General features: G+C 71.4%; 19 protein-coding genes and 1 pseudogene. 2 read left to right on the top strand and 18 right to left on the bottom strand.

The window, feature by feature from the left end; genetic code table 11:
- Position 1: 1 nt before the first annotated feature.
- Positions 2-1063, top strand: coding sequence for a M48 family metallopeptidase (locus ACZOOI_RS20155; protein ID WP_465277155.1), 1062 nt, complete (start codon positions 2-4; stop codon positions 1061-1063).
- 7 nt (positions 1064-1070) lie between these two features.
- Here ACZOOI_RS20155 and ACZOOI_RS20150 read toward each other — a convergent pair whose 3' ends face one another.
- From ACZOOI_RS20150 to ACZOOI_RS20140, 3 genes are all read right to left on the bottom strand, one after another.
- Complete coding sequence (locus ACZOOI_RS20150; protein ID WP_465277154.1) at positions 1071-2120, bottom strand: SCO2583 family membrane protein; 1050 nt, start codon at positions 2118-2120, stop codon at positions 1071-1073.
- Between the two features lie 62 nt (positions 2121-2182).
- Positions 2183-2845 carry an SCO2584 family spore wall biosynthesis protein gene (locus ACZOOI_RS20145; protein WP_465277153.1) on the bottom strand — a complete coding sequence of 221 codons (663 nt, stop codon included), beginning with the start codon at positions 2843-2845 and terminating at the stop codon, positions 2183-2185.
- Positions 2846-2963: 118 nt separating this feature from the next.
- On the bottom strand, positions 2964-4406 hold the full coding sequence (locus tag ACZOOI_RS20140; protein WP_465277152.1) for a glutamate-5-semialdehyde dehydrogenase: 1443 nt from the start codon (positions 4404-4406) through the stop codon (positions 2964-2966).
- Here ACZOOI_RS20140 and ACZOOI_RS20135 point away from each other — a divergent pair.
- Positions 4354-5904 carry a fatty acyl-CoA synthetase gene (locus ACZOOI_RS20135; RefSeq protein ID WP_465277151.1) on the top strand — a complete coding sequence of 517 codons (1551 nt, stop codon included), beginning with the start codon at positions 4354-4356 and terminating at the stop codon, positions 5902-5904. The genes ACZOOI_RS20140 and ACZOOI_RS20135 overlap by 53 nt on opposite strands.
- Before the next feature lie 323 nt (positions 5905-6227).
- Here the strand turns inward: ACZOOI_RS20135 and ACZOOI_RS20130 are convergent, their stop codons facing one another.
- From ACZOOI_RS20130 to mreC, 15 genes and pseudogenes are all read right to left on the bottom strand, one after another.
- The gene (locus ACZOOI_RS20130; protein ID WP_465277150.1) at positions 6228-7967 is read right to left on the bottom strand and encodes an ABC transporter ATP-binding protein; all 1740 of its coding nucleotides are present in this window, start codon (positions 7965-7967) and stop codon (positions 6228-6230) included.
- Positions 7964-9754, bottom strand: a complete 1791-nt coding sequence (locus ACZOOI_RS20125) for an ABC transporter transmembrane domain-containing protein (RefSeq protein WP_465277149.1) — start codon at positions 9752-9754, stop codon at positions 7964-7966. The genes ACZOOI_RS20130 and ACZOOI_RS20125 overlap by 4 nt, the downstream gene beginning before the upstream one ends.
- A 175-nt stretch (positions 9755-9929) precedes the next feature.
- Positions 9930-10334, bottom strand: a complete 405-nt coding sequence (locus ACZOOI_RS20120; RefSeq protein WP_391582893.1) for a hypothetical protein — start codon at positions 10332-10334, stop codon at positions 9930-9932.
- Positions 10335-10379: 45 nt separating this feature from the next.
- Positions 10380-11483, bottom strand: coding sequence for a glutamate 5-kinase (proB, locus tag ACZOOI_RS20115; protein WP_465281245.1), 1104 nt, complete (start codon positions 11481-11483; stop codon positions 10380-10382).
- A gap of 136 nt (positions 11484-11619) precedes the next feature.
- Positions 11620-13062: a GTPase ObgE gene (obgE, locus tag ACZOOI_RS20110; protein WP_465277148.1), complete on the bottom strand. Its 1443-nt coding sequence runs from the start codon at positions 13060-13062 to the stop codon at positions 11620-11622.
- A 111-nt stretch (positions 13063-13173) separates the two neighbouring features.
- Positions 13174-13428, bottom strand: coding sequence for a 50S ribosomal protein L27 (gene rpmA, locus ACZOOI_RS20105; RefSeq protein ID WP_020550744.1), 255 nt, complete (start codon positions 13426-13428; stop codon positions 13174-13176).
- 11 nt (positions 13429-13439) lie between these two features.
- The gene (rplU, locus tag ACZOOI_RS20100) at positions 13440-13754 is read right to left on the bottom strand and encodes a 50S ribosomal protein L21 (RefSeq protein WP_026218258.1); all 315 of its coding nucleotides are present in this window, start codon (positions 13752-13754) and stop codon (positions 13440-13442) included.
- Between the two features lie 210 nt (positions 13755-13964).
- Positions 13965-17516 carry an Rne/Rng family ribonuclease gene (locus ACZOOI_RS20095; RefSeq protein WP_465277147.1) on the bottom strand — a complete coding sequence of 1184 codons (3552 nt, stop codon included), beginning with the start codon at positions 17514-17516 and terminating at the stop codon, positions 13965-13967.
- Positions 17517-17720: 204 nt separating this feature from the next.
- The gene (locus ACZOOI_RS20090; RefSeq protein ID WP_465281244.1) at positions 17721-18590 is read right to left on the bottom strand and encodes a TIGR03936 family radical SAM-associated protein; all 870 of its coding nucleotides are present in this window, start codon (positions 18588-18590) and stop codon (positions 17721-17723) included.
- A gap of 71 nt (positions 18591-18661) precedes the next feature.
- Complete coding sequence (locus ACZOOI_RS20085) at positions 18662-19483, bottom strand: hypothetical protein (protein WP_465277146.1); 822 nt, start codon at positions 19481-19483, stop codon at positions 18662-18664.
- Positions 19484-19554: 71 nt separating this feature from the next.
- Positions 19555-21480 (bottom strand): TIGR03960 family B12-binding radical SAM protein, encoded by a 1926-nt coding sequence (locus ACZOOI_RS20080; RefSeq protein WP_396005362.1) that lies wholly within the window; start codon positions 21478-21480, stop codon positions 19555-19557.
- Between the two features lie 183 nt (positions 21481-21663).
- Positions 21664-22914 (bottom strand): rod shape-determining protein RodA, encoded by a 1251-nt coding sequence (gene rodA, locus ACZOOI_RS20075; protein ID WP_465277145.1) that lies wholly within the window; start codon positions 22912-22914, stop codon positions 21664-21666.
- Positions 22911-25145 carry a penicillin-binding protein 2 gene (mrdA, locus tag ACZOOI_RS20070; RefSeq protein ID WP_465281243.1) on the bottom strand — a complete coding sequence of 745 codons (2235 nt, stop codon included), beginning with the start codon at positions 25143-25145 and terminating at the stop codon, positions 22911-22913. The genes rodA and mrdA overlap by 4 nt, the downstream gene beginning before the upstream one ends.
- Positions 25146-25194: 49 nt before the next feature.
- Positions 25195-25701: pseudogene (gene mreD, locus ACZOOI_RS20065) on the bottom strand (rod shape-determining protein MreD); the annotation flags it as partial.
- A 4-nt stretch (positions 25702-25705) separates the two neighbouring features.
- Entirely contained in the window at positions 25706-26764 is a 1059-nt protein-coding gene (gene mreC / locus ACZOOI_RS20060; protein WP_465277144.1) for a rod shape-determining protein MreC, read from the bottom strand.
- Positions 26765-26814: the final 50 nt, after the last annotated feature.

Genomic DNA, 26814 nt, shown 5'->3' with positions numbered 1-26814 from the left:
CATGCCGGACGACAAGACGATCGAGGCCTTCGAGGGGCGCAGGCGATTCCCCGGGATCTCCTCCCGGGCGTACGAACATCCCGCCGACCGCACCGCGCTGGTGGCGATGCGCCGGCTCAGCGGGTTCGACACGGTGCTCAAGCAGATGTCGGGCATGGTGTCCGAACGGGCCATCCGGCTCGCCTTCCTCGCGGGCTCGGTGCGCACCAGCGAGCAGCAGTTCCGCCGGTTGCACGAGATGGTCCGCGAAGCCGCGTACATCCTGGACCTGCCCGCCGTGCCCGAGCTGTACGTCAGCATGGACCCGCAGCCGAACGCGATGGCGATCGGCATGGACAGGCCGTTCATCGTGGTCACCTCGGGCCTGGTCGAGTTGCTCGACGACGACGAGATGCGCACGGTGATCGGGCACGAGACCGGGCACATCCTGTCCGGGCACGCGGTGTACCGCACGATGTTGCTGATCCTGACCCGGTTCGCCTCCGCGCTGTCCGGGATCCCGCTCGGTTCGCTGGGTGTGCACGCGATCATCACCGCGCTGCAGGAGTGGTTCCGCAAGTCCGAACTGTCCTGCGACCGCGCCGGTCTCCTGGTCGGACAGGACCCCGAGGTGTCGATGCGCGCGCTGATGAAGGTCGCGGGCGGCTCGCAGTTGCACGAGATGAGCACGGACGCGTTCCTGGAGCAGGCCGCCGAGTACGAGGGCGCCGGCGACCTGCGCGACAGCGTGCTCAAGTTGATGAACCTGCTCGGGCGTTCGCACCCGTTCCCGGTGGTCCGGGTGGCCGAACTGCGCAAGTGGGCGGACGGCGGGGAGTACGCGCGGATCATCGCGGGCGAGTATCCGCGTCGCGCGGACGACCCGAACGCGTCGGTGCGCGAGGAGGCGAAGGCCTCGGCGAGCGCCTACCGCGAATCGGTACGCACCACCACCGACCCGCTGTTCGGGCTGCTGCGCGACCTCGCCGACGGCGCGGCGGACGCGGGCGGCAAGCTCCGCGACAGGTTCACCGGGCGCCGTGAGGAACCGGGGGCGACCTCGACGAACGGCGGCGGCGCCTGACCGGTCGTCAGGGCGGGCCCGCCAACCGGGCGCACGTGCCGGTCGGGGCCGAGCGGAACGGATCCACCCGCTCGGCCGCCGGCGGCGCGTCGCTCGGTGCCGGGCCGGTGAAGGCCGGCCGGAACCAGAGCGAGGAGTCCGCGTCGCACGCCTGCGGCCCGGCCAGGGTGACGATCCGGCGGACTTGGAGCAGCCCGTCGCGCAGCATCGCCGGGTCCAGATGGAAGTCCCACACCCGGTGCAGCACGAATCGGGTCCAGCCCGGCCCGCCGACCTGGGCGACCGCGTACACGAACACCACGTCGGCGGTGATCACGAGGTCGGTGCGCGCGTGCTCGGCGACCGCGAGCGTGCCCGCGACCTTGATCGGCGCGTCCAGGACCTTGACCGCGGCCGGATCGAATCGGGTGATCCACCCGGTGGGCGCCGACGTGTCGTCGTCGCGCGGAGCGATCAGCGCCGCCTCGAGTTGATCGCGCTGCTCCGATCGCAACAGCGGCAGTGCGGCCCACGGTCGGCCGCCCGCGAGCACGGCCGGGTCGAGCTGGGTGCCGACCACGAACTCGCGCACCAGGTCCAGGGCTTGGCCGACCCGGGTGGCGGAGAAGTGTGCGGTCGCACGGCGTTCGCCCACGACGATCCCGGCGGCGCCCTGTGCCCAGCCGGCGGCCGGACCGTCCGCCATCGGATCGGCGGGCAACGCACCCGTCGCATAACCCACCGGGGGCAGCAGCGAGACCCGGTGCAGCACCGCCGGGCCGATCTCCACTCGCGGACCGGGCGCGGCGGCCCGCCGCGCGCCCAGATAGCTCGCACCGCCGATCACCAGCAGTACGAGCAACGCGCCCAGCGTGCCGCGCAGCGTGCGCACCCGGACGCCGAACACCCGACGCCGGCGATGCGGACGCTTGCCCCCGTGCAGCCGTTCCCGCGCCGACGGCTCGTGCAGTCCCGCGGCGCGCACGAAGGTCGCGTCGAATACGACGGCGCTGAACTCGTCCTCGCCGTCGGGCCCACCCCGGTTCGGGCCTTCGGGGGGCACTCCCCGTCCGGACATGGACCCAGCTTAAGTCGCCCGCGAGCGGGTGGATACGCACCCGGGCAGGGGGTTGCGCCCGGTCAGCCGGGCCCCGAACGGGCCGAACCGGGCAGCGACGTGGCCGGTACGGACCGGTCCGTCACACCGGGGTCCGCGGGCGGCACGGTGACCAGCACCTCGGACGTGTCCTGCCCCGGAAGCGGCGCGAACACCGGGTTGTTGTCGGTCGTCGCGCTCCGGCCCGAGCCCACCGAGGGCTGCCGGGGCGTGGTGGGGCCCTGCGAGGATCCGCTGCGGTAGAACGCGGTCACCGCAATCGCCACCACGCCGACGCCCATCAGCAGCGCCAGCACCCAGGCCACCCCGCGCCGCCAGCGAGTGGACCGCGCGGATCGGGTCCACGGCTCGCTCGCGAACCAGGTGGGCACGTCCGCCGACAGCGGCGTGTGGTCGTGGCCGGACAGGGTCCGGGCCCGCCATGGGTCCTCGCCGTCCGCCGGATACCCGTCGTCGAACCAGTCGGAACGATCGGCCTGTTCGGCCTTCTTGTCGGTCCGCTCGGGCGCGGCCGGGGTGGGTGTCGGCGCAGCATCGATCGCCGCACCACGCTCGTTCGCCGAGGGCTCGTGCACGCGGGCGGCGCGCACGAACGACTCGTCGAAAACGACGGAGGAGAGCTCATCCTCCGAGAACTCGGGAAAGTCTGGGCCGTCCGGGAACTCTGGCCCTGGTGATTCGGGCACTCCTAGACAGTATTACCGCAGGCGCCCGGATGGGTACCGATTCATCGCACCGGTCGAGCGCCCGAGCACGATCCGGGCCGATCGCGGGCCCGCCGACCCCGGTCCGGGTGCTCCCGGATCAGGAACGCACATGACCGTCACCGGTGACCACGTACTTCGTGCTGGTCAGCTCGGGCAGACCCATCGGCCCGCGGGCGTGCAGCTTCTGCGTCGAGATGCCGATCTCCGCGCCGAAGCCGAACTGGCCGCCGTCGGTGAACCGGGTCGACGCGTTGACCATGACGGCGGTCGAGTCCACCAGGCTGACGAACTCGCGGGCCGCGGCCTGCGACGTGGTCACGATCGCCTCGGTGTGGCCGGAGCTGTGCCGACGGATGTGTGCGACCGCGTCGTGCAGCGAGGGCACCACGGCGGCGGCGATGTCGTAGGAGAGGTATTCGGTGTCCCAGTCGGCGTCCGTGGCGGGCACCACGTCGGCCGAGAACGCCTGCACCGCGGCGTCGCCGTGCACGGTCACGCCCGCGCCCTTCAGGGCGGCCAGCGCGAGCGGCACGAAGGCGTCCGCCACGTCCCGGTGCACGAGCAGCGTCTCGGCCGAGTTGCACACGCTGACCCGGTGCGCCTTGGAGTTGACCAGGATGTTCACCGCCATCTCCAGGTCGGTCTGCGCATCGACGTAGACGTGGCAGTTGCCGACGCCGGTCTCGATCACCGGCACGGTCGAACCCTCGACCACGGTGCGGATCAGACCGGCCCCGCCGCGCGGGATCAGCACGTCCACCAGGCCGCGCGCGGTCATCAGCTCCTTCACCGAGTCGTGCGTCTCGCCCGGCACCAGTTGGATCGCGTCGGCGGGCAGGCCGGCCGCGACGATCGCGTCGCGCATCACCGCGACGATCGCGGTGTTCGAGCGGTAGGCGGACGAGGAGCCGCGCAGCAGCACCGCGTTCCCCGACTTCAGGCACAGCGCGGCGCCGTCCACCGTGACGTTGGGACGGGCCTCGTAGATGATCCCGACCACGCCGAGCGGCACCCGCACCTGGCGCAGCTCCAGACCGTTGGGCAGGGTCGAGCCGCGCAGCACCTCGCCGACCGGGTCCGGCAGGCCGACCACGTCGCGCACGTCCGAGGCGATCGCGGCGATCCGCTCGTCGGTCAGGGTCAGCCGGTCGATCATCGCCTCGCCGGTGCCGTTGGCGCGGGCCCGCTCGACGTCCTCGGTGTTGGCGAGAACGATCTCGGCCGAACGGGCCACGAGGGCGTCGGCGAGCGCGAGGAGCGCGTCGTCCTTGGCCCGGCGGGACAGTGGCGCGAGGACGGCGGCGGCCTCCCGGGCGCGACGGGCGGTGTCGAGGACGGCGGAGGCTTCGCTGCTGGTCATGGGGGCAAGCCTACCTAGCCGGATCGGTGATCGACACGAGGATTTCGGCGGGCGAGACGCTTCCCCCCGGCGGCCGTGCCGGACACAATGACGCCTCCATGTGCTGCACAGAGGCAAGGAGCCATCCGTGACCGCTGTACAGGCCCGCCGGCACGGCGTCGCCGACCTGCTCGCGCGCACCGCCGCCCGGCTGCCGAACCGGCTCGCGATCGTGGCCGGCGACCTGCGACAGACCTTCGCCGAGTTCGACGCCGCGGTATCGGCCGCGGCCGGTGCGCTCGCCGCACGCGGCATCGGCAAGGGCGACCGGGTCGTGCTGCTCTCCCGCAATTCGCACGGCTTCGCGGTGGCCTATTTCGCGCTGGCCCGGCTCGGCGCGATCTCCGTCCCGGTCAACTTCATGCTCACCGCGCCCGAGGTGGGCTACGTCCTGGAGCACGCGGGCGCCCGCGCCGTCCTGGCCGGTCCCGAGCTGACCGACACCGCCGACGCCGCACTGGCCGGCCGTGAGGCGCTGCGCGTGGTGTTCGGCCCGGCCGCCCCGGGCTGGGAGCCGTTCGCGACGCTGCTCGCCGAAGGCGGCCCGGTGCCCGATCTCGACCTGCACGACGACGATCCGGTGCAGATCATGTACACCTCCGGCACCGAGTCCCGGCCCAAGGGCGCGGTGATGACCAGCCGCAACCTGATCGCGCAGTACGCGACCGCGATCATCGACGGCGGGATGGCCGCGGACGACGTGGAGATCCACGCGCTGCCGCTCTACCACTGCGCGCAGCTGCACTGCTTCCTGACGCCGGACGTCTACCTGGGCGCGACCTCGATCATCCTGCCCGCGCCGGACCCGGCCACGCTGCTCGCCACCGTCGAGCGCGAGCGGGTGACCAAGTTGTTCTGCCCGCCCACGGTGTGGATCGCACTGCTGCGCCATCCCGACTTCGACACCCGGGACCTGTCCAGTCTGCGCAAGGGCTACTACGGCGCGGCCGCGATGCCGGTCGAGGTGCTGGCGGAACTACGCCGCCGGCTACCGCAGTTGCGGCTGTACAACTTCTACGGCCAGACCGAGATGTCGCCGGTCGCCACCATCCTGGGCCCGGAGGAGCAGGAGCGGAAGGCCGGCTCGGCCGGACGCGCGGGGCTGAACGTGCAGACCATCGTGGTCGACGAGCAGGACCGGCCGGTGCCGCCCGGCGTGGTCGGCGAGATCGTGCACCGGGGCCCGCACACGATGCTGGGCTACTGGAACGACCCCGAGCGCACCGCCGAGGCGTTCCGCGGCGGCTGGTTCCACAGCGGTGACCTGGGCGTGCTCGACGACGAGGGCTACCTCACGGTGGTGGACCGCAAGAAGGACATGGTCAAGACCGGCGGCGAGAACGTCGCGGGCCGCGAGGTCGAGGAGGTCATCCACGCCCACCCCGCCGTCGCCGAGGCCGCCGTCTTCGGCGTCCCGCACCCGTACTGGATCGAGGCCGTCACCGCGGTGGTCGTCCCGAAGCCCGGCGAAACGATCACCCCGGAACAACTGACCGAACACTGCCGCTCCCACCTCGCCGGCTTCAAGGTCCCCAAGTACGTGATCCTGACCGACGCCCTCCCCAAGAACCCGAGCGGCAAAATCCTCAAACGCCAACTCCGCGAAGAACACGCATCCCTGGCCACCAAAAACCCCTGACCCACCCAGCCCACAAACCCTCACCCACCAACGCCGGCCGAGCAACCCATCAGCCCGGCCGGCGCTTGAGGCCAAATCAGCCCCGCCGGCACTTGAGACGAACCAGCCCGGCCGGCGCATGAGGCCACTCAGCCCCGCCGGCACTTGAGACGAACCAGCCCGGCCGGCGCATGAGGCCACTCAGCCCCGCCGGCACTTGAGACGAACCAGCCCGGCCGGCGCTTGAGGCCACTCAGCCCCGCCGGCGCTTGAGGCGAACCAGCCCGGCCGGCGCTTGAGGCCAAATCAGCCCCGCCGGCGTTTGAGGCGAACCCACCATCGGCTCACCCGTGCCAGGACCGCCAGAGCGCAGCATATGCACCGTCGGCCGCAATCAACTCCCGATGACTGCCGAGTTCGGTGATCCGCCCGTCCTCCACCACCGCAACCCGATCCGCGTCGTGCGCCGTATACAACCGGTGCGCGATCGCAATCACCGTCCGCCCCGAGATGACCGCACCCAACGACCGCTCCAGATGCCGCGCCGCCCGCGGATCGATCAGCGAGGTGGCCTCATCCAGCACGAGCGTGTGCGGATCGGCCAGCACCAGCCGCGCCAGCGCCAGCTGTTGCGCCTGCGGCGCGGTCAACTCGTGCCCCTTGGGCCCGACTCGGGTGTCCACGCCGGCAGGCAACGCCGCCACCCAGTCCGCGTCGACCGCACGCAACGCATCCCGCATCTCGTCGTCGGAGGCGTCCTCGCGGGCCAGCAGCAGGTTGTCCCGCAGCGTGCCCCGGAAGACGTGGTGCTCCTGCGTCACCAACGCGATCCGGCCGCGCAGCTCGTCCAGCGGCAGACCGACCAGTGGCACTCCGCCCACCGTCACGCTCCCGGACGTGGGTGCGTTGACCCCCGCCAACAGCCGCCCCAGCGTGGACTTCCCGGCCCCGCTGGGCCCCACCACGGCGATCCGCTCCCCCGGCCGGATGGTCAGGTCGATGCCGTGCAGCACCTCGCGGCCCGTCGCGTAGGCGAACCGCACATCGCGCACGGCCAACGTCTCGTCCACCGGCTCGGCGTCGGTCGGCTCGCGGTCGGAGGGCACGTCGGCCACGCCCAGCAGCCGGGCCAGCGAGGCCGCCGAGATCTGCACCTCGTCCAGCCAGTTCAGCAACTCGTCCATCGGCCCGATGATCAACTGCACGTACAGCACCGCGGTCGCCACCTCGCCGAGCGTGGCCCATCCGTGCAGATACGCCCACCCGCCGAAGGCCGTGGTGGCCACCACCGGCAGCATGTAGCCGAAGTCGACCGTCGGGAACCAGATCGTGCGCAACCACAGCGTGTACCGCTCGGCCGCATACGCCTGCGCGACGTCCTCGTCGCCACGCCGCCGGCGCCGGTCCGCCAGCCGCAGCGCCTCGACCGTGCGCGCCCCCTCGACCGTCTCCGCCAGCGAGTCGGTCACCTGCGCCCACGCCGCGTTCTCGCGCAGGTAGCCCGCCGGCGCGCGGCGCAGGTACCAGTACGTGATCGGCACCAATAGCGGCAGCGTGATCAGCAGCGGCAGCGCCAGCAGCGGATTGAGCAGCAGCAGTCCGGCGAAGGTGAGCACGATCGTCACCGCGGCGACCAGCACGGAGGGCACCGCCCGCCGGGCCGACCGGGACATCGCGGCCACGTCGCGGTTCGCCCGCCCGAGCAGGTCGCCGGAGCCGGCCCGCTCGACCGTGGACAGCGGCAGGTCCAGAATCCGGTCCACGAACTCCTCGCGGACCTGCGCCAGCAGTCCCTCGCCCAGCCGCGCGGCGGCCACCGCGGCCTGCCGCACGATCAGCGCCTGGAGCAACAGCGCACCGGCGATGCCCAGGCCGAGCAGGTCGATCGTGCGGGTCGGGCTGTCCGCGCGGACCTTCTCGATCAACACCCCGAGCAACCGCGGCGCCACCAGACCGGCCACCGCGGCGAGCGCGTAGAACAGGACGGTCAGGATCAGATCGCGGCGCCGCTCGCGCAACAGTCGCACGGCGTGCCGGCCGACCTCGGCAGCCGGCGCGATCGGGAGCAGTTCCCGCGCGCTCACGCGACCCCCTCGCTTTCGTGACCCTTGTCGCCGTCGTTGTCGTTGTCGTCGTTGTCGCCTTCGTCGTCCCGGTCGCCTTCGTCCTCCCGGTCGTCCTCGTCGCCCCGGGTGACCAGCGCGGCGTACCGCGGCTCGGTCGCCAGCAGTTCGCGGTGCGGACCGACCGCCATGACCTTGCCGTCCTCGACGTAGGCGACCTCGTCCATCGTGTCCAGCACGAGCGGACTCGTGGTGGCGACCACCGTGGTGCGGCCTCGCCGGTGTGTGGCGAGCCGGGCGGCGATCCGCGCCTCGGTGTGCGCGTCCACCGCGCTGGTGGGTTCGATCAGCACCAACGTCTGCGGGTCGGCGACCAACGCCCGGACCAGGCGCAGGCGTTGCACCTGGCCGCCGGAGAACTCCCGGCCGCGCGCCGCGATCTCGGTGTCCAGCCCCTCGTCCAGCGCGTCGATCACGTCGTCGGCGCAGGCCACCTCGACCGCCGTCGCCAGATCGCCCGTTCCGCCGTCGCCCGGCGTCAGTTCGCGGCGCAGCGGCCCGGAGAACAGCCCGGCGTCGTGATGCCCGACCAGGATCCGCTCCCGCACGTCGGCGAGCGCGAGGTCGGCGAGCGGTACGTCGGCATAGAGCACGTCGGCCTCCTGGTAGCGTCCGAGCCGATCGGCCAGCGCAGGTGCGTCCTGCGGGTCCTCGCAGGCGATCCCGAGCAGCACACCGGGTCGGACCAGCAGGCCCGAGCGCCGGTCCACCAGGTCTCCCGGCGGCGGCCACGCGACCGGCTCGGCGGTGTCCGTCACCCCCGGCTCCAGGGCGAGCACGCGCGTCACCCGCCGGGCCGCGACATGGCCGCGCACCACCCGGTCGGCGAACTCGGTGATGGTGGACAGCGGCACGGTCAGGAACGCCGCGTAGCCGTAGAAGGACACCATCTGACCGATCGTCAACCGGCCGTCCAGGGCGAACCGGGCGGCCAGCCAGGTACCGAATGCGACGAAGAAGCCGGGCACCAGGAACTGCGCGGCCTCCAGCAGGGATTCGACCCGGGCGGTGCGTACGCCGGCCACCCGCAGCTGTTGCGACTCGCGCCGGTAGCGGGCGCCGAACGTGCGCTCGCCGCCGATCCCGCGCAGCACCCGCAGGCCGGAGGCGATGTCCACGGCCCGATCGGCCAGGCCGGTCTGCAGGTCGCGGTAGGCGTTCTGGCGTCGGTGCAGCGGACGCAGCAGCAGCGAGACCAGGCCCATCAGCAGCGGTACGCCGATCAGGACGAGCAGGCCCAGCGGCACCGACATGTTCAGCAGCACCACGGCGACCACACCGAGCGTGACGACCGATGCGCAGCCGCGGGCGGTGATGTCGAGCACGCCGCCGATCGCGTCCACGTCCGAGGTGCCCACACCGACCACCTCGCCGGAGGCGATCCGGTGCTGGAGGGCGGCCCCGAGCCGGGAGGAGTGCCGGGTGACCAGTTGGATCGTGCGGAACGCGCCGTCCAGGAAGTTGGCGACCGCGTTGCGGTGTCGCATGATCCCGGTGAAGCCGATCAGGATCGCGATGCCCAGCAGCGCGCCGGACCAGCCGAGCAGTCCCTGCTCGTCGCGCGCCTCGATCGCGTCGATCGCCCGGCCGACCGCGGCGGGCATCAGGGCCTGTGCGACCATCCAGACCGACGCCCACAGGATGCCCATGGTGATCGTCCGGCGGCAACGAGCGGCGAGCCAGATCAGGTATCGGCCCGCCGACCGGATATCGGGATCGCCGGGGTCGGCGACGGGAAACGTACGCATTGTTCCGCGACGCTAACGCGCGAGAGTTTTTCGGGCCACGCATTATTCGCCCACGCCCGGGCGCACGGCCGGCGCCGATCGGTCCGCCGGCAGCGCGGCGGCGGCCGCGGACCGAGGCCGCCGGCGAGGCGCGATGCCGGGCGGCGCGGCCCCACCAAGGCTCGCCGGCAGGGGCCTAGAAGGGCTGCACCCGGCCCGGTTGCACCGGCAGCGGAGCCGGTGCGCCGGCCCGCTTCTGGTACGTCGGGCGGTCCACCACCTCCAGCCCGATCAGTTCCCACGGCGGCAGTCCCGCGCTCTGCCGGTGCTCGCCCCACAACCGCAGCGCGATCGCCGCGGCGTCGTGCAGGTTGGGCGCCTCCTCCCAGTACCGCACCTCGGCGTGGTCGGCCGCGTAGCGTCCGGCGAGCAGGAAGGGGTGTTCGTGGGCGAGTCGTTCCAGCGCGCGCCGCACGTCCTCGGGGTCACCCGGCTTGCCGGCGAGGGTCAGCGTGATGTGCCACATCCGGCCCGCGTCCTCGTGCTCGACCCGCGCGGTCGTATTCGGCTGTCCCCAGGGGCGTTCCCCACGCTCCGGCACGGCCGGCCTCCCGTCGGCGAGCTGCTGATCTTCGGTGGTCGTCGCTCAGCGGCGCAGCAGCACCAGGTCGTCGCGGTGGACGACCTCGCGCTCGTAGGCCGGACCCAGCTCCCGAGCCAACTCTCGAGTCGATCGCCCGAACAGGCCCGGCAGTTCCTTCGCATCAAAGTTGACCAGTCCGCGGGCCACGATGTGACCGTTTTCGTCAACCAGGTCCACCGGATCGCCGGCGACGAAACCGCCCTGGACACCGGTGATCCCGGCGGGCAGCAGCGAGCTGTGTCGCTCGACCACGGCCCGGACCGCACCCGGATCCAGCGTGAGCCGACCGCGTGCGGTGCTTGCGTGGGCCAGCCACAGGAGTCGGTCGGCGGTGCGAACTCCGGTGCGGTGGAAGAGGGTTCCGGTGTCCTTGCCGGCCAGCGCGTCGGACGCGAAGCGGGCCGCGGTGAGCACCACGGGGATGCCCGCCGAAGTCGCGATGCCCGCCGCCTCGACCTTGGTGACCATCCCGCCGGTGCCCAGGCCGGCCTTGCCCGCCTTGCCGATCTCGATGCCTTCGAGATCCTGTGGTCCGGCCACGAACGGGACCCGGGCCGAGGTCGGCTTCGCCGGGTCGCCGTTGTAGAGCCCGTCCACGTCGGACAGCAGCACGAGCAGATCGGCGTGCACGACGTGCGCGACCAGCGCGGCGAGTCGGTCGTTGTCGCCGAACCGGATCTCCTCGGTGGCCACCGTGTCGTTCTCGTTGACCACCGGCACCGTGCCCATCGCGAGCAGCTTGTCCAGCGTGTTGTAGGCGTTGCGGTAGTGCGCGCGGCGGGTGACGTCGTCCACGGTCAGCAGCACCTGGCCGACCCGCAGGCCGTACCGGGCGAACGACGCGGTGTAGCGGGCCACCAGCAGCCCCTGGCCCACGCTCGCCGCGGCCTGCTGGGTGGCCAGGTCACGCGGTCGGCGCGGCAGGCCCAGCGGGGCCAGCCCAGCGGCGATCGCACCGGAGGAGACCAGTACGACCTGGACCCCCTCGGCCCGCTTGGCCGCTATCACGTCCACGAGGGCGTCGACGCGGTCCGCGTCCAGGCCCCCCTGCGCGGTCGTCAACGAGGACGAACCGACCTTGACCACGATGCGGCGCGCGGAGGTCACGTCCTCGCGCGCCGCGTCGTCCCCAGTGAGCACTTCAGGCCCCGCCTTCCCTGTTCGAAAAGCATCCGGCGCTCGAAAGCGTCCGGAGTCACCCAAAAACGTCGGGAATCACCGTCGTGCGCGAAGCGCCCGTCGGTCAGGAGTCCGAGAAGGGGTCGAACTCCTCGTACTGCGACTCGATCGCGTCGCGCTCGCGTCGGCGGTCCACCGCCGGGCGGTGCGTCTGCAGACGGTGGTCCTCGCCGCGACGACCCAGCATCTCGGCGCCGGCCGCCACGGTGGGCTCCCAGTCGAAGACCACACCGGTGACGTCGTCGCCGATGACGACCTCGGCCCCGGGAACGGCGCCGGCCGACCACAGCGCCTCCTCGACGCCGAGTCGGGCGAGCCGGTCGGCCAGGTAGCCCACCGCCTCGTCGTTGCTGAAGTCGGTCTGGCGCACCCAGCGTTCGGGCTTGGCCCCGCGCACGATGAACGCCTCGTCGCGCCGGGTGACGGTGAAGCCGCTGTCGTCCACGGCGGTCGGCCGCAGCACGATCCGGGTCGCCTCGGGCGCCGGCGCGGCGTCGCGCGCACTTTGCACCTGGGCGGCCATCGCGAAGGACAGCTCGCGCAGGCCGGCCCGGCTGACCGCGGAGACCGCGAACACCTGGAGCCCGCGCGCCTCCAACTCGGCCTTGACCATGTCGGCCAGGTCGTTGCCGTCCGGCACGTCGATCTTGTTCAGCGCGACCATCCGCGGCCGGTCCTCCAGGCCGCCGTACGCCTTCAGTTCGGCCTCGATCGTGTCCAGGTCGCTGATCGGGTCGCGGCCGGGCTCCAGCGTCGCGCAGTCGAGCACGTGCACGAGCGCCTTGCAGCGCTCGACGTGCCGCAGGAACTCCAGGCCCAGGCCCTTGCCCTCGCTCGCGCCGGGGATCAGCCCGGGCACGTCGGCGACGGTGTAGACCACGTCGCCGGCGGTGACCACGCCCAGGTTCGGCACCAGCGTGGTGAAGGGGTAGTCGGCGATCTTGGGCCGCGCGGCGCTGAGCGTGGCGATCAGCGAGGACTTGCCGGCGCTCGGGTAGCCCACGAGCGCGACATCCGCGACGGTCTTGAGTTCCAGGACGAAGTCGCCGGCCTCGCCGGGCTCGCCGAGCAGCGCGAAGCCGGGGGCCTTGCGGCGCGGGGAGGCCAATGCCGCGTTGCCGAGGCCGCCGCGACCGCCCTGGGCGATCACGTAGCTGGCGCCGTTGCCGACCAGGTCCTCGACGAACTCCTCGTCGCCGTTGGGCAGCAGTCGCTTGACCACCGTGCCGTCCGGCACCGGGAGGATCACGTCCGCGCCGTTGGGGCCGGTCCGGTTGGCGCCCGCGCCGGGCTTGCCGTTGGTGGCCTTGCGGTGCGGGTGGTGGTGGTATTCGAGCAGCGTGGTGGTGTTGGCGTCCACGACCAGCGTGACGTCGCCGCCCCGGCCGCCGTTGCCACCGTCGGGGCCGCCGAGCGGCTTGAACTTCTCACGGTGGACGGAGGCCACGCCGTGGCCCCCGTTACCCGCCGCGACATGCAGCACGACGCGGTCGACGAAGGTCGTCACGTGGATTCCTCCTCGGCTCCCCGAGCGGGGAGCGAAACACTGTGGACAAACACCCGAGGGCGGACCGCATGGGGTCCGCCCTCGGGTGTCAAAGCGAATGCCGCGGCGTGATTATTCCGCCGGGACGATGTTCACGACGCGGCGACCGCGCGCGGTGCCGAACTGCACGGCACCGGCCGACAGCGCGAACAGCGTGTCGTCGCCACCGCGGCCGACGTTGGTGCCGGGGTGGAAGTGCGTGCCACGCTGGCGGACGATGATCTCGCCGGCGTTGACGACCTGGCCGCCGAAGCGCTTGACGCCGAGGCGCTGAGCGTTCGAGTCACGGCCGTTCCGGGTGGAAGATGCACCCTTCTTGTGTGCCATGTCGCTTCTCCCTACTTCCCGGAGTTGATGCCGGTGATCTTCAGCTGGGTGTGCTGCTGGCGGTGACCCATGCGCTTGCGGTAACCGGTCTTGTTCTTGTACTTCAGAATGTCGATCTTCTTGCCCTTGGTGTGATCGACGACCTCGGCCGTCACCTTCACACCCGCGAGGACCCACGGGTCACTCGTCACGGCTTCACCGTCTACGACGAGGATGGCCTGGAGCTCAACTGCCGAACCGGCCGCACCGCGAATGCGGTCGACCTGGACGACGTCACCGACGGCAACCTTGTGCTGCCTGCCACCGGCGCGAACGATCGCGTACACCGTGGATCTCTCTCTCTGCAGGGTCCGAGCCCCTGAAGCCAGCCACACCGAACAGAAATCGGGGGCCTCCTCCGAAGCTTGCGTTCCGGAGGGTGGTTGCTCAGGAGCCTGTGCCTAAGCACACCAAGGGGAAAGGTTACAGGATGCCCGGGGGCGAAGGCCAAACGGGTCCGTCCCGGGGGTTTGAACCCGGGACGGACCCGTGCCGACTCAGCTTCCGCTCGCCGCCGAAACCGGCTCGGCGCCGTCCACGGCACCCTCCGGCGGACCGGCGGGCCGGGTCGCCCGCCGCGACGTCTTGCGCGGCTTGGCGGCCGCCTTGGCGGGCTTGGCCGGCTCGGCCTCCGCCTCGGCCGGGGCCTCGGCTGCAACCTCGGCGGCGGCCTTGGCCTTGGCCGCGGTCCTGCCCGCCCGGGTCGACCTGGCCGCCTTCGGGGCCGGTTCCGGCGTCGGCTCGGCGGCCGGCTGCTCGGCCGGCGCCTCGCTCGCGGCCGCTTCCTCCACCGCTGCCACATCGGCCGCCTCGGCGACCTTCTTGGCCGACTTCCGCGGCGTCTTGGCGGCGGTCTTCTTCGCCGGCGCGGTCTTGGCCGCGGCCTTCTTGGCGACCGTCTTCTTGGCGGCGGCCTTGCGTACCCGCTTGGCCGGCGCCGGGGCCTCCTCGACGGCCTCGTCCGGCTCGGCCTCGACCACCGGCTCGGCCGGGGTCTCCTCGGCCGGTGCCTCGATGGTCACCTCGGCCTCGACCGGCTCGACCGGCTCCGGCTCGACGACGGCCTCCACGGCCTCGATCGCCTCGGCGACCTCGACCGGCTCGACCGAGCCGAGGGCGGCGACCTCGGGCAGCTCGGTGTCCACCGCGACGTCCTCGAGCTCCGGCCCGTCCAGCTCCACCGTTTCGTCGGTGTCGACGATCTCGGTGATCGGACCGCTGCCGTTCTTGTCGGCGTTGCCCTTGTTGCGCTTGCGTCGCCCGGAACCCGCGGGGGCTCCGTTGCCGTTGCCGGCGTGGATGTGGCCGCCGTTGCCGTGGCCCTTGGTCTCCGGCGCGTCCATGTGCACGATCACGCCGCGCCCGTTGCACCGCTCGCAGTTCTCCGAGAAGGCTTCGAGCAGACCCTGGCCGACCCGCTTGCGGGTCATCTGGACCAGGCCGAGCGAGGTGACCTCGGCGACCTGGTGCTTGGTCCGGTCCCGGCCCAGGCACTCCATCAGGCGCCGCAGCACGAGGTCGCGGTTGCCCTCCAGAACCATGTCGATGAAGTCGACGACGATGATCCCGCCGAGGTCGCGCAGCCGGAGCTGGCGCACGATCTCCTCGGCCGCCTCCAGGTTGTTGCGGGTGACGGTCTCCTCGAGGTTGCCGCCCTGACCGGTGAACTTCCCGGTGTTGACGTCGACCACGACCATCGCCTCGGTGCGGTCGATCACCAGCGAGCCGCCGCTGGGCAGCCAGACCTTGCGGTCCAACGCCTTCATCAGCTGCTCGTCGATGCGGTACGTCGCGAAGACGTCCACCTCGCCGGTCCACCGGGACAGGCGCGGGGCCAGGTCGGGGGCCACGTGGCCGACGTAGTCGTGGATGACGTCCCACGCCTCGTCGCCCGAGACGATCAGCTTCGAGAAGTCCTCGTTGAAGATGTCGCGGATGACCCGAACCGTCATGTCCGGCTCGCCGTACAGCAGCGAGGGCGAACTGGTCGTGATCATCTTGGACTTCTTCTTGATCTCTTCCCACTGGGCCTGCAGCCGCGTCACGTCGCGGGTCAGGTCCTCCTCGGTCGCGCCCTCGGCGGCGGTGCGCACGATGACGCCCGCGTTCTCCGGCACGATCTTCTTGAGGATGGTCTTCAGCCGCGCCCGCTCGGTGTCCGGGAGCTTGCGGCTGATCCCGGTCATGGTGCCCTCGGGCACGTAGACCAGGTAACGACCGGGCAGCGACACCTGGCTGGTCAGCCGGGCGCCCTTGTGGCCGATCGGGTCCTTGGTGACCTGCACCAGGACCGACTGGCCGGGCTTGAGCACGGCCTCGATCCGGCGCGGGCCGCTGAAGCCCGCCGCCTCGAAGTTGACCTCGCCCGCGTACAGCACCGCGTTGCGGCCCTTGCCGATGTCGACGAAGGCGGCCTCCATCGACGGCAGCACGTTCTGGACCTTGCCCAGGTAGACGTTGCCGACGTACGCGGCCTGGTTGTCCTGGCTGCGGCTGACGTAGTGCTCGACGAGCACGTCGTCCTCGAGCACGCCGATCTGGGTGCGCTCGCCGTTCTGGCGCACCACCATCACCCGCTCGACCGCCTCGCGGCGGGCCAGGAACTCCGACTCGGTGATGATCGGCACCCGCCGCCGGCCCTGCTCGCGCCCCTCGCGGCGGCGCTGCTTCTTGGCCTCCAGGCGGGTCGAGCCCTTGACGCTCTGGACCTCGTCGGTCGGGCTTTCCGCGAGCACCTCGCGCTTGCGCGGCTCGCGAACCTTGACCACGGTGCGCTCGGGGTCGTCCTGCGGCTCGGCGGCCGGCTCGTCGCCCGCACCGTCACGGCGCCGCCGCCGACGCCGACGCCGACTGCTGGTGGTCGCCCCGGCGTCGCCCGGCTCGTCGGTGTCCTCGTCGTCGTCGGGACCGTCGCCGACGCCTTCGGCCTGCTGCTCGCCGTCCTCGTCGGAGCCGTTGTCCTCGGCACCGTCGTCACCGCGACCGCGACGCCGACGGCCACCGCGCCGACGACGCCGGGTCGGGCGCTCGCCCTCGGTGTCGTCCTCGTGCGCCTCGGAGCCCTCCGGCTCCTCCGTCGGCTCGGGCTGCTCGGTCGCGGCGACCGAACGGTCCACGTGCCGCTCCTGCTCGTCCTGGTAGCGCGAGTCCTGCGGCTCGGCCTCGGCGGCCGTGTGCACCTCGTCCACCGGCAGCGCGCGCCGGCGGCGACGCCGACCACGCGGCTCGTCGGGCTCGGTCCGGGTCTCCGGCTCGGGCTCGGCGACGGCCGGCGCCGGGGCGGGGGTCGGCTCGGCCGCGCGCTGGGGCGCGGCGAAGACGGCCGCCTGCGGGGCCTGGAACAGCGGCTGGAACACCGGCGGCGGCGTCTTGCGGCCACCCCTGCCCCGCGGCTCGGGGGCAGCCTCCGGCTCCGGCTCGGGCTCGGTCGCAACGACCGGCTCGGCCTCGGCGACGGGGGTCTCCTCGGTCACCTCGACCGCGGGCGCCGCACGCTTGCGGGTACGCCGGGTCCGTCGCGGGGCCTCCTCGGCCGGCTCGGCCTCGGTCTCCGGCTGCGCCGGCTCGGGCTGCGCCGACGTGGCGGCAGGCTCGGGCACGACCTCGTCCGGGGTCTCCTCGGGAGCGACCGCCGCCCGCTTGCGGGTACGCCGGACGCGCCGGGGCGCCTCCTCCGGCTCCGGCTCGGGCTCGGCCGCCACCGGTGCGGGCTCGGCAGCCTCCACCGGTGCGGACGCGACCTCGGCCGTGTCGGTGACCGGCGCGGTCACCCGCTTGCGGGTGCGCCGCGCACGTCGCGGGGCCTCCGGCTCGGGTTGGGGCTCGGGGGCGATCTCGGCCACTGCGGCCTCCTCGGCCTCCGGCTCCTCCTCGTCGGAGGGCGCGGGAACCTCGGGTGTCACGGCAGCCTGAACCGGCGCGGCCTCGGCAGAGGGCACGCTCGGCGGTCCTGCGGGGCGACTGGCGGCGCGGCGACGGCGGCGCGGGGCCGGCGTCGTGGCCGTGTCGTCCTTCGTGCTGTTGTCGTTGTCGGAAGTACCGGAGTTCACAACCCCGGGTGTACCTGATGTCTCAGGCGTGTCGTTGGGCTCGGTGTCGAGCATGCGGGTCTGTCTCCCGTCACGCTTCCGGGCGCTCCAACGCAGGGCGCCGCGCGGAAGCTTCTCTCTCACTCGCCGGTCCCGACCTTGCGGCCGTGATCCGGGCGATAAGTCTGTCGGAAATTCAAGCCTTGGGCCTCGTGTACCCGGTCGTCACCGATTCGAGGCTTCGACGACGGGTTCTGCACCGCCCTGCGGGCCGGTCCGGAGTTCCTCGCCCCCCTGCGAGGTGTGCTCCACCGCCGATGCTGCGCGGTCGGGCGCGAGCGGGTCGGTCACCGAATCGGTCGCGGTGTCGAGCGGCCCCTGCGCCAGGCGGGTGACCGCGGCGGCGGTGGGCGTAACAAGTTCGGCGACCGAGCGAAGACCGGACAGAACGTCGTCGGGTCGAACGGCGGGTGTGGTGTGCCGGACAACCAGTCGCAGTATCGCACAGGGTGCGGCACTACCCGCATCGACACCCTGGTGACCTGCGTCGTTCCCGTCGGGGGTGGTGACGGTCAGCGCGATCACCGCCTCGCGGGCGTCGAATGTGCGCATTCCGTTCTTGCTCATCCGCTGGACCTCGACGGCCTCGGCGGCCATGAACGCGCCGACCGCGCGCTCGGCCTCCTCGCGGGTGACACCCGCAAGGACCAGCTCCCAGACCGACGCCTCCAGGCGTTCGGGCAGGTTGCCGCCGTGTGCCTCGACGATCTCGAGCACGTCGAGACCGGTCGGCAAGGACGCGTCGAGCAGGTCTCGCAGACGCGCCGGGTCACAGTGCGTGGCCACGCCGATCTCGAGATACTCGGCCTCGCTGGCGACGCCGGTGGGCGCCGCTCCCGCGTAGGACACCTTGGGGTGGGGGGTGAAACCGGCGGAGTAGGCCATCGGCACTTCCGCCCGACGCAGGGCCCGCTCGAACGCGCGCTGGAAATCCCGGTGGCTGGTGAACCGGAGGCGGCCGCGCTTGGTGTACCGGAGGCGCAGTCGCTGGACCGTCGGCGCGGGCGGCGGTCCCTCGGGCGTACGTCGTGCCAGTTTCGCTCAGTCCTTGGCTCAAGTGGGTGGGCAGAAGTCGATCCAAGCCTACGGCCATCGCGCGGGTCGGGTCAGCGCCCCCCGATTCCGAGGGCCCGCAGCACCTCCGCGGTGGCCCGACCGATCGGCCGGAGCACGTGGCGACCGACCCAGCGCAGCGGGGCCACGACCACGAATCGCCAGACGGCGCGGATCGCCCTGCCGATCGGCGCGAGCACGTTGCGCCAGGCCCAGGACACCGGCAGCACGACCAGGTGGTGCCAGACCACCGCGATGCCGCGACCGATCGGCACCAGCACGGCCCGCCACAGCCAGGACAGCGGCCGCACGATCAGGAAGTTGAAGACGGCGGTGGACACTTCCCACGCGAACCGCAGCGCCTGGAGCGTCGCGCGCCCGACCGGGCGCAGCACGTACCGCCACAGCAGCACCGCGGGTTTGTACAGGAGGTGCCGGAACACGAAGGCGAGCGGTCGGACGATCACGTGGACGACCACCCACGCGAGGGCGTTGCCGATCGGAACCAGGATGTAGCGGGCGACGAAGCGCAGCACCGGGTAGAGGAACCAGTCCCACAGCAGGATCTTCAGGCCCTTGAGGATCGGGTGCAGGAACCAGTCCCAGAACAGGAATTTGATCCCCCTGCCGATCAGTCGCAGCAGCTCCCACAGCAGGCGTAGCGGCACCACGACGATCAGCGCGATGATCCGGGCGGGCCAGCGGACCACCGCGTACAGGCAGCCCTCGCCCGGTTCGGGGCCGGCGCCGGTGCGCGGTGGGTACGCGTGTGCGGCGTGCTGCTGCCATCCGGGCGGCTCGGGCGCGCCGGGTGGGTTGTTGTGGGTCGATGGTGTCCACGGCACCCGATCCGGTTGGTCCCCGTTTGCATTCACCCGGGCAGATTAGTGGTCCCGCCCCCGGAGAGGGAGCGGGACCACGGATGCTGCTTTGCGTGATTATCCGACTACTTGACGACGCTCAGCGGCAGCAACTTCTGCCCGGTCGGGCCGATCTGGATCTCGGTTCCCATTTGCGGGCAAACGCCGCAGTCGAAGCACGGGCTCCAGCGGCAGTCGTCGACCTCCGTCTCGTCGAGCGCGTCCTGCCAGTCCTCCCACAGCCAGTCCTTGTCCAGGCCGGAGTCGAGGTGGTCCCACGGGAGCACCTCGTTCCACTCGCGCTCGCGCGTGGTGTACCAGTTCAGGTCCACCGGCTCGTCGGCCAGCGCCTTGTCCGCGCAGCGCACCCAGCGGTCGTAGCTGAAGTGCTCGCTCCAGCCGTCGAATCGGCCGCCGTCCTCCCAGACCGCGCGGATGATCCGACCGACCCGCCGGTCGCCGCGGGAGAGCAGGCCCTCGATCGCGCCCGGCTTGCCGTCGTGGTAGCGGAAGCCGATCGACTTGCCGTACTGCCGGTCCGCGCGGATCGCGTCGCGCAGCTTGTGCAGCCGCGCGTCGGTGGCCGCGGGGTCCAGCTGCGGGGCCCACTGGAAGGGGGTGTGCGGCTTGGGCACGAAACCGCCGATGGACACCGTGCAGCGGATGTCGCGGCTCCCGGAGACCTCGCGGCCCTTTTGGATGACCTTCTTGGCCATGTCCGCGATCTGGAGCACGTCCTCGTCGGTCTCGGTGGGCAGGCCGACCATGAAGTAGAGCTTCACCTGCCGCCAACCGTTGCCGTACGCGGTGGCGACCGTGCGGATGAGGTCCTCCTCGGACACCATCTTGTTGATCACCTTGCGCAGCCGCTCGCTGCCGCCCTCGGGCGCGAAGGTCAGCCCCGAGCGACGACCGTTGCGGGTCAGCTCGTTGGCCAGGTCGATGTTGAACGCGTCCACCCGGGTGGAGGGCAGCGACAGGCCGATCTTGTCGTCCGTGTACCGGTCGGCGAGGCCCTTGGCCACCTCGGCGATCTCGGTGTGGTCGGCGGAGGACAACGACAGCAGGCCGACCTCCTCGAAGCCGGTCGCCTTCAGGCCCTTGTCGACCATCTCGCCGATGCCCTTGATGCTGCGCTCGCGCACCGGCCGGGTGATCATGCCGGCCTGGCAGAACCGGCAACCCCGGGTGCAGCCGCGGAAGATCTCCACCGACATGCGCTCGTGCACCGTCTCGGCGAGCGGGACCAGCGGCTGCTTGGGGTAGGGCCACTCGTCCAGGTCCATCACGGTGTGCTTGGACACCCGCCACGGCACGCCCGAACGGTTCGGCGCGACCCGCTGGATGCGACCGTCGTCGAGGTAGTCCACGTCGTAGAAGCGCGGCACGTAGACGTTGCCGGTGACGGCGAGGCGGAAGAGCAGTTCGTCCCGACCGCCCGGCCGGCCCTCGGCCTTCCAGGCCCGGATGATGTCGGTGATCTGGAGCACGGCCTGCTCGCCGTCACCGACCACGGCGCAGTCGATGAAGTCCGCGATCGGCTCGGGGTTGAACGCGGCGTGTCCGCCGGCGAGCACGATCGGGTGGTCCTCGGTGCGATCCGCGGCCTCGATCGGGATGCCGGCCAGATCGAGCGCGTTGAGCATGTTCGTGTAGCCCAGCTCGGTGGAGAAGCTCAGCCCGAACACGTCGAACGCGCCGACGGGCCGGTGTCCGTCCACGGTGAACTGCGGCACGTCGTGCTCGCGCATCAGCTTTTCCAGGTCGCCCCACACCGCGTAGGTGCGCTCCGCGAGCACGTCGGCGACCTCGTTGAGGACCTCGTACAGGATCATCACGCCCTGGTTGGGCAGACCGACCTCGTAGGCGTCCGGGTACATCAGCGCCCAGCGGACCGCACACGCGTCCCAGTCCTTGACGGTCGAGTTGAGTTCGCCACCGACGTACTGGATGGGCTTCTGCACCTGGGGCAGAAGCGGCTCCAGACGCGGGAACAGGGACTCGACGGGCATGGCGGTCCTTCCGATGGGCTGGGAGGGGGATCGACCTCCCAGCCTAACGCGAAGCGGGCGGACCCCCTACCGAGATCCTCGGTGGGAGCCCGCCCGCAGGGGTGGTCCGGTGTCGGTGCGACGGGTATCCGCCGGATGCGCTCCGGCGAACCCACGGGCCGGCCGGGCGGGCCGCGAATGCGATCAGGCGGACTTGAAGGCGCCGGCATGGCGCATGTGCACCGACTGCAACAGCCCTATCCCCATCCAGATCGCGAACATCGAGGAGCCGCCGTAGGAGACGAACGGCAGCGGCAGTCCGGCCACCGGCATGATGCCCAGGTTCATCCCGATGTTCTCGAACGCCTGGAAGGCGAACCAGGCGACCACGCCCGCCGCGACGATCGTGCCGTACAGGTCGTCGGCGTGCAGCGCGATCCGGATCCCGCGCCACAGCAGTATCCCGAACAGCGCGATGACCACGCTGCAGCCGATGAAGCCCAACTCCTCGCCGGCCACCGAGAAGACGAAGTCGGTCTGCTGTTCGGGCACGTACTGGCCGCTGGTCTGCTCGCCATGGAACAAGCCCTGGCCGGTGAGCCCGCCCGAGCCGATCGCCAGTCGGGCCATCGCGGTGTTGTAGCCGACGCCGCCCGGGTCGAAGTTCGGGTCGGCGAAGGCCCGGAATCGGTCGATCTGGTACTCGCTGAGCAGCCCGAGGTGTACGACGGCGACCGCACCGGCGGCGGCCATCGCGATCAACGCGACCATCCACCGCGCCCGGGCGCCGGACGCCAGCAGCACGCCGAGCACGATCATCGCCAGCACCATGACCGAGCCGAGGTCGGGCATCAGCATGATCACCGCCATCGGCACGGCGGCCACCACGAGCGCCCAGAACACCGCCTTGTCGCCCGGCTTGGCCAGATCCCCGGTGTCCACCCGTTCGGACAGGATCATGCCCATGCACAGGATGATCGCGATCTTGGCCAACTCGGCGGGCTGCACCGAAAAGCCCGCACCCAGTTGGATCCAGGCCCGCTGACCGTTGATCGTGCTGCCCAACGGGCTGAGCGCGGCCATCAGGCCGAGCACCGCGGCGATCGCGACGAACGGCGCGAAGGCCCTTATCCGACGGTGGCCGATTATCGCCACCACGGTGGCCAGGACCAGCCCGATCGCCAGGTTGAGCAGGTGCCGCTTGAAGAAGAACTGCGGATCCCCGCCGGTGATGCCGCGCCGATTGCGGGTCGCCGACCACACCAGCAGCGAACCCACCACCGACAGCGCGAGCGCGGGTCCCAGGAGTATCCAGTCCAGCCGACGCACCGGGGCGTCGCGCTGGATGATCTGTCGGGTGATCGACCGGCGCGGGGTGAACACCGGCGCGAGTCGGCCCAGATCCGGCGTACCGAATCCGGCCACCCGCGAGGCGGGTCGCAGTTTCAGGCTCATGTCCCTCTCCCCGTCCGGTACGCCGGCCGCTCGGGGGGCAGGGCCCCGGGCACGGACAACGCGGTGGTGGTGGGGCCTTGGCCACCGCCGGGGTGCGGCGGCAGCACGTAGGAGGCGGGCACGACCGTGCCGTCCTCCTTGATCTGTGGCAGCCCCGCGGGCGGGGCGGGCAGCAGCGCCTTGCTCGGGTCGATCGCGCCCTTGTCGTCGACGCCGAGCAACGCCTCGTAGATCTTGCGCACGGACGGGCCCGAGGTGCCGGAGCCGGTGCCGCCCTGGCTGACCATCATCACCACGGCGTACTGCGGGCCGTCCTTGGGACCGCCGTAGGTGGCGAACCAGGACGTGCTCTGCTTGCCGTACACCGAGCCGGTGCCGGTCTTGGCCGCTATCGGCATCTGGGCATTGGGCCAGTTGGCGAACACGCCGGCCGCGGTGCCGTTCATCTCGACGCCGATCAGCGCGTTCTGCAGGTACTTGAGCGTGGCGTCGCTTATCGGCAGCTTGGCCGCCGCCTGGGGCTGGATCTCGCGTACGAGCTTCCCGCTCGGGCTGACCACGGCCTTGCCCAGGGTCGGCTTCCACAACGTGCCGCCGTTGGCGATCGCCGCGTACACCCGGGCCATCTGCAACGGGGTGACCGTGGTGTCGCCCTGGCCGATCGCGAAGTTGATCGCGTCACCGGCGCGGAACTGCCAGCCGTCGACGCAGTTCTCCTTGGCGATCTTGTCCACGTACTCGTTGCCGGTGTTGCCCTGCTTGCACCACGCGTCCTTGTTCTGCTCCCAGTTGCGCTTCTTCCAGGCCCGGTCGGCGATCCGACCGCCGGACTCGCCGGGCAGGTCGATGCCGGTGGGGGCGCCCAGGCCGTAGTTCTTGGCCATGGTGACCATCGGGTCCTTGGGGTTCTTCCCGAAGATCCCGCCGTCCTTGAGCCACATGTCGTAGCCGATGCCGTAGAAGACGGTGTTGCAGGAGACCTCCAGGGCGCGCTGGAGCGAGATCGGGCCGTAGCCCCTGGACTCCAGGTTGTTGAAGGTCTGCCCGCCGACCGAGATGCTCGGCGAGCAGTCGTAGTTGGCCTTGGTGGAGTAGCCCGACTCGGCCGCGGCCGAGGTGGAGATCACCTTGAAGATCGAGCCCGGTGCGAACTGACCCTGTATGGCCCGGGACACCAGCGGCACGCCGGCCTTCTCGTCGGTGAGCGCCTTGTAGTCCTGCGGCGAGATGCCGCCCACCCACACCGACGGGTCGTAGTTGGGTGCGCTGGCCATCGCGATCACCCGGCCGGTCTTGATGTCCATCACCACGGCCGCGCCCGCGTCGGCGATGAAGTTCTTGTGCGTGTTGCCCGCGTCGAAGGTCGCCCGGGCCCGCTTCATCGCCTCGTCGAGCTGTTGCTCGGTGATCGCCTGGATCTTCGCGTCGATGCTGGTCACCAGGTGGTTCCCGGGCACCGGCGGGGTCTCCGAGACGGTTCCGGTGACCCGTCCGAGGTGGTCCACGGACAGTCCGGTGACCCCGGACTTCCCGCGCAGGTCCGCGTCGTAGCTGCGTTCGAGACCGCTGCGGCCGACCTCGTCGGCCCGCTGGAGGTCCTTCTTGCCCTCGGCCTTCTGCTTGCTCAACTCGTCGTCGGTGACCGGCGAGAGATAGCCCACGACGTGTGCGCCGTTGGCTCCCTCGGGTGCCGGATACTGCCGCACCGCGGTGGGCTCGGCGGTCACCCCGGGGAAGTCCTCGCGGTGCTCCATGATGGTCAGCGCCTGCTCGGTGGTGGCGTTGTCGGTGACCGGGATCGGCTGGTACGGCGAGCCGTTCCAGCACGGCTTGGGCACGTTGCGCTCACACAGCCGGGTGCGTGCCTTGACCTCGTCGGCGGGCAGTTGCAGCACGTCGGCCAGCCTGCTCAGCACGCCGGCGCCGGAGTCGGGCATCCGCAGCAGCTCGGTACGGCTGACCGAGACCACCAGCGCGGTGCGGTTGTTGACCAGCGGGCGGCCCTTGTCGTCGAGGATCTGACCGCGCACCGCCGGGGTCACCACGTCCCGGACCTGGTTCTGCGAGGCGGCTGCGGCGTAGTGGTCGCCCTCACGGATCTGCAGGTACCACAGCCGGCCGAAGAGGGTGATCATCAGCGACAGGACCAGAACCTGCAGGATCACCATCCGCACGCGCACGCTGTGCGCGCCGTCTCCCCTGGAGCGGCCGGCGTTGAGCAGGCTCGGCATGCGTTTACGCATCTTGGGCGTTCACCCCCTACCGGGACAGGCCCGAGAGCATCGGTTTCGGATCCACCTTGCGGGCCAGCGCCATCACCCACGGCACCACGAACGGCGCCAGGATCGCGTCGTAGACCACCGCCGTCAGCAACAGCTTGGTCAGCCCCACCTGGCGCACCGCACCGTCGCCGACCAGCGCACCGACCGCCGCGTACAACACGGTGGTGCCCGCCGCGGCGATCGCCACCACGGCGATCGGCGCGAGCACCGAGCGTCTGGGGCTGCGCGAGACGAACAGGCCGGCGATGTATCCGGTCAGGCACAACACGAACGCGTACCGGCCCGCCGCGTGGTCCGCGGGCGGCGCGAGGTCGGCGCACAGGCCGGCCGCGAAGCCGATCACGCAGCCGGAGGTCGGCCCGTAGGTCAGCGCGAGCCCGACCACCACCAGGAGCAGCAGGTCCGGCACCGCGCCGGGCAGACCGAGCCGGGCGAGCACGCTCACCTGGACGACGAGCGCGACGACGATCAGCAGCGCGGCATAGAACACGCGGGAGATCCGCACCGTCTCAGTCCCTTCCGGTCGGTGGGGCCGTGCCGCCGGACGGCGGCTTGCGGCGGCCGTCGCCGGCGGCGGTGTCGGCCGCGTTCGCGTTGGTGCTCCGGGTGCCGCCGGCGGGCGGCTTGGCCGCCGAGGCCCCCTTGGGCGGCTCGGTGGACGCGGGCGGGGGCGGCGGTGCGGCGCTCGGCGGCGCGGCGACCTCCTGGGCGATCGGCGGCAGCACCGCGTCGCGCGGATCGGTGCGCGGCGGCTCGATCACCACGCCCACCGTGTCCAGCCTGGAGAAGTGCACGTACGACTTCACCTCGACGCTGCGGGTGAGTTCACCCGGGGTGTTGCGCACCTCGGCGACCTCGCCCACCGGTACGCCCGCCACGAACGGCTTGCCGCCCTGCGAGCCGAACGTCACCAGCCGATCGCCCTTCTTGACGTTGGCCTGGCCGTTGAGCAGCTTGAGGTTCATCGGCTTGTCGCCGCGGCCGGAAGTGATCCCTATTTCCATCGATCCGGCCAGCCGCGAGCCGACCGCGAATCCGGGGTCGGTGGCGAGCAGCACGGTCGCGGTCATCGGACCCACCTGGGTCACCCGGCCGACCAGCCCGTCGCCGTTGATCACGGTCATGTCCGGCTTGATGCCGTCGCCCGCGCCCGCGTCGATGGTGACCGTCCAGGAAAAGCCCTGGGCCGGGCCGATGGCGACCACGCGCGCGGGCTTGATCTTGTACTGCCCGGCCGTGGAGACCTTGAGCAGTTTGTCCAACTCGGCCGCCCGATTGCGGTCGAACTCGATGTTGTCCACCTGTTGACGAAGCTTGGCGTTCTCGTCCTGCAGGCGCTTCTTCTCGCCCTCGTGGGATCCCGCGTCCTTGACCGCGTTCACGGCCCGACCGACGGGGTCCACGGCGGCGGACACGCCGCGTTCGGCGGGACCGAACACGGCCGAGGCCCAGTCGCGGACGTTCGCGATGGGCGAGTTCCGGCCACCGCGAATGTCCACGGTGATGAGGGCGAAAGAGATCGCTAGCAGCAGCACGAGGACCAGCCGACCGTGCCGGGAGTCCCTCACGATGCGCGCCCGCCCCTTTCGTACGTTGCGGCGCTTGTGGGCAGTTGTGG

The sequence above is a fragment of the Embleya sp. L77 genome (assembly GCF_055557415.1).
This window is presented reverse-complemented; position numbering and strand designations above follow the sequence as displayed.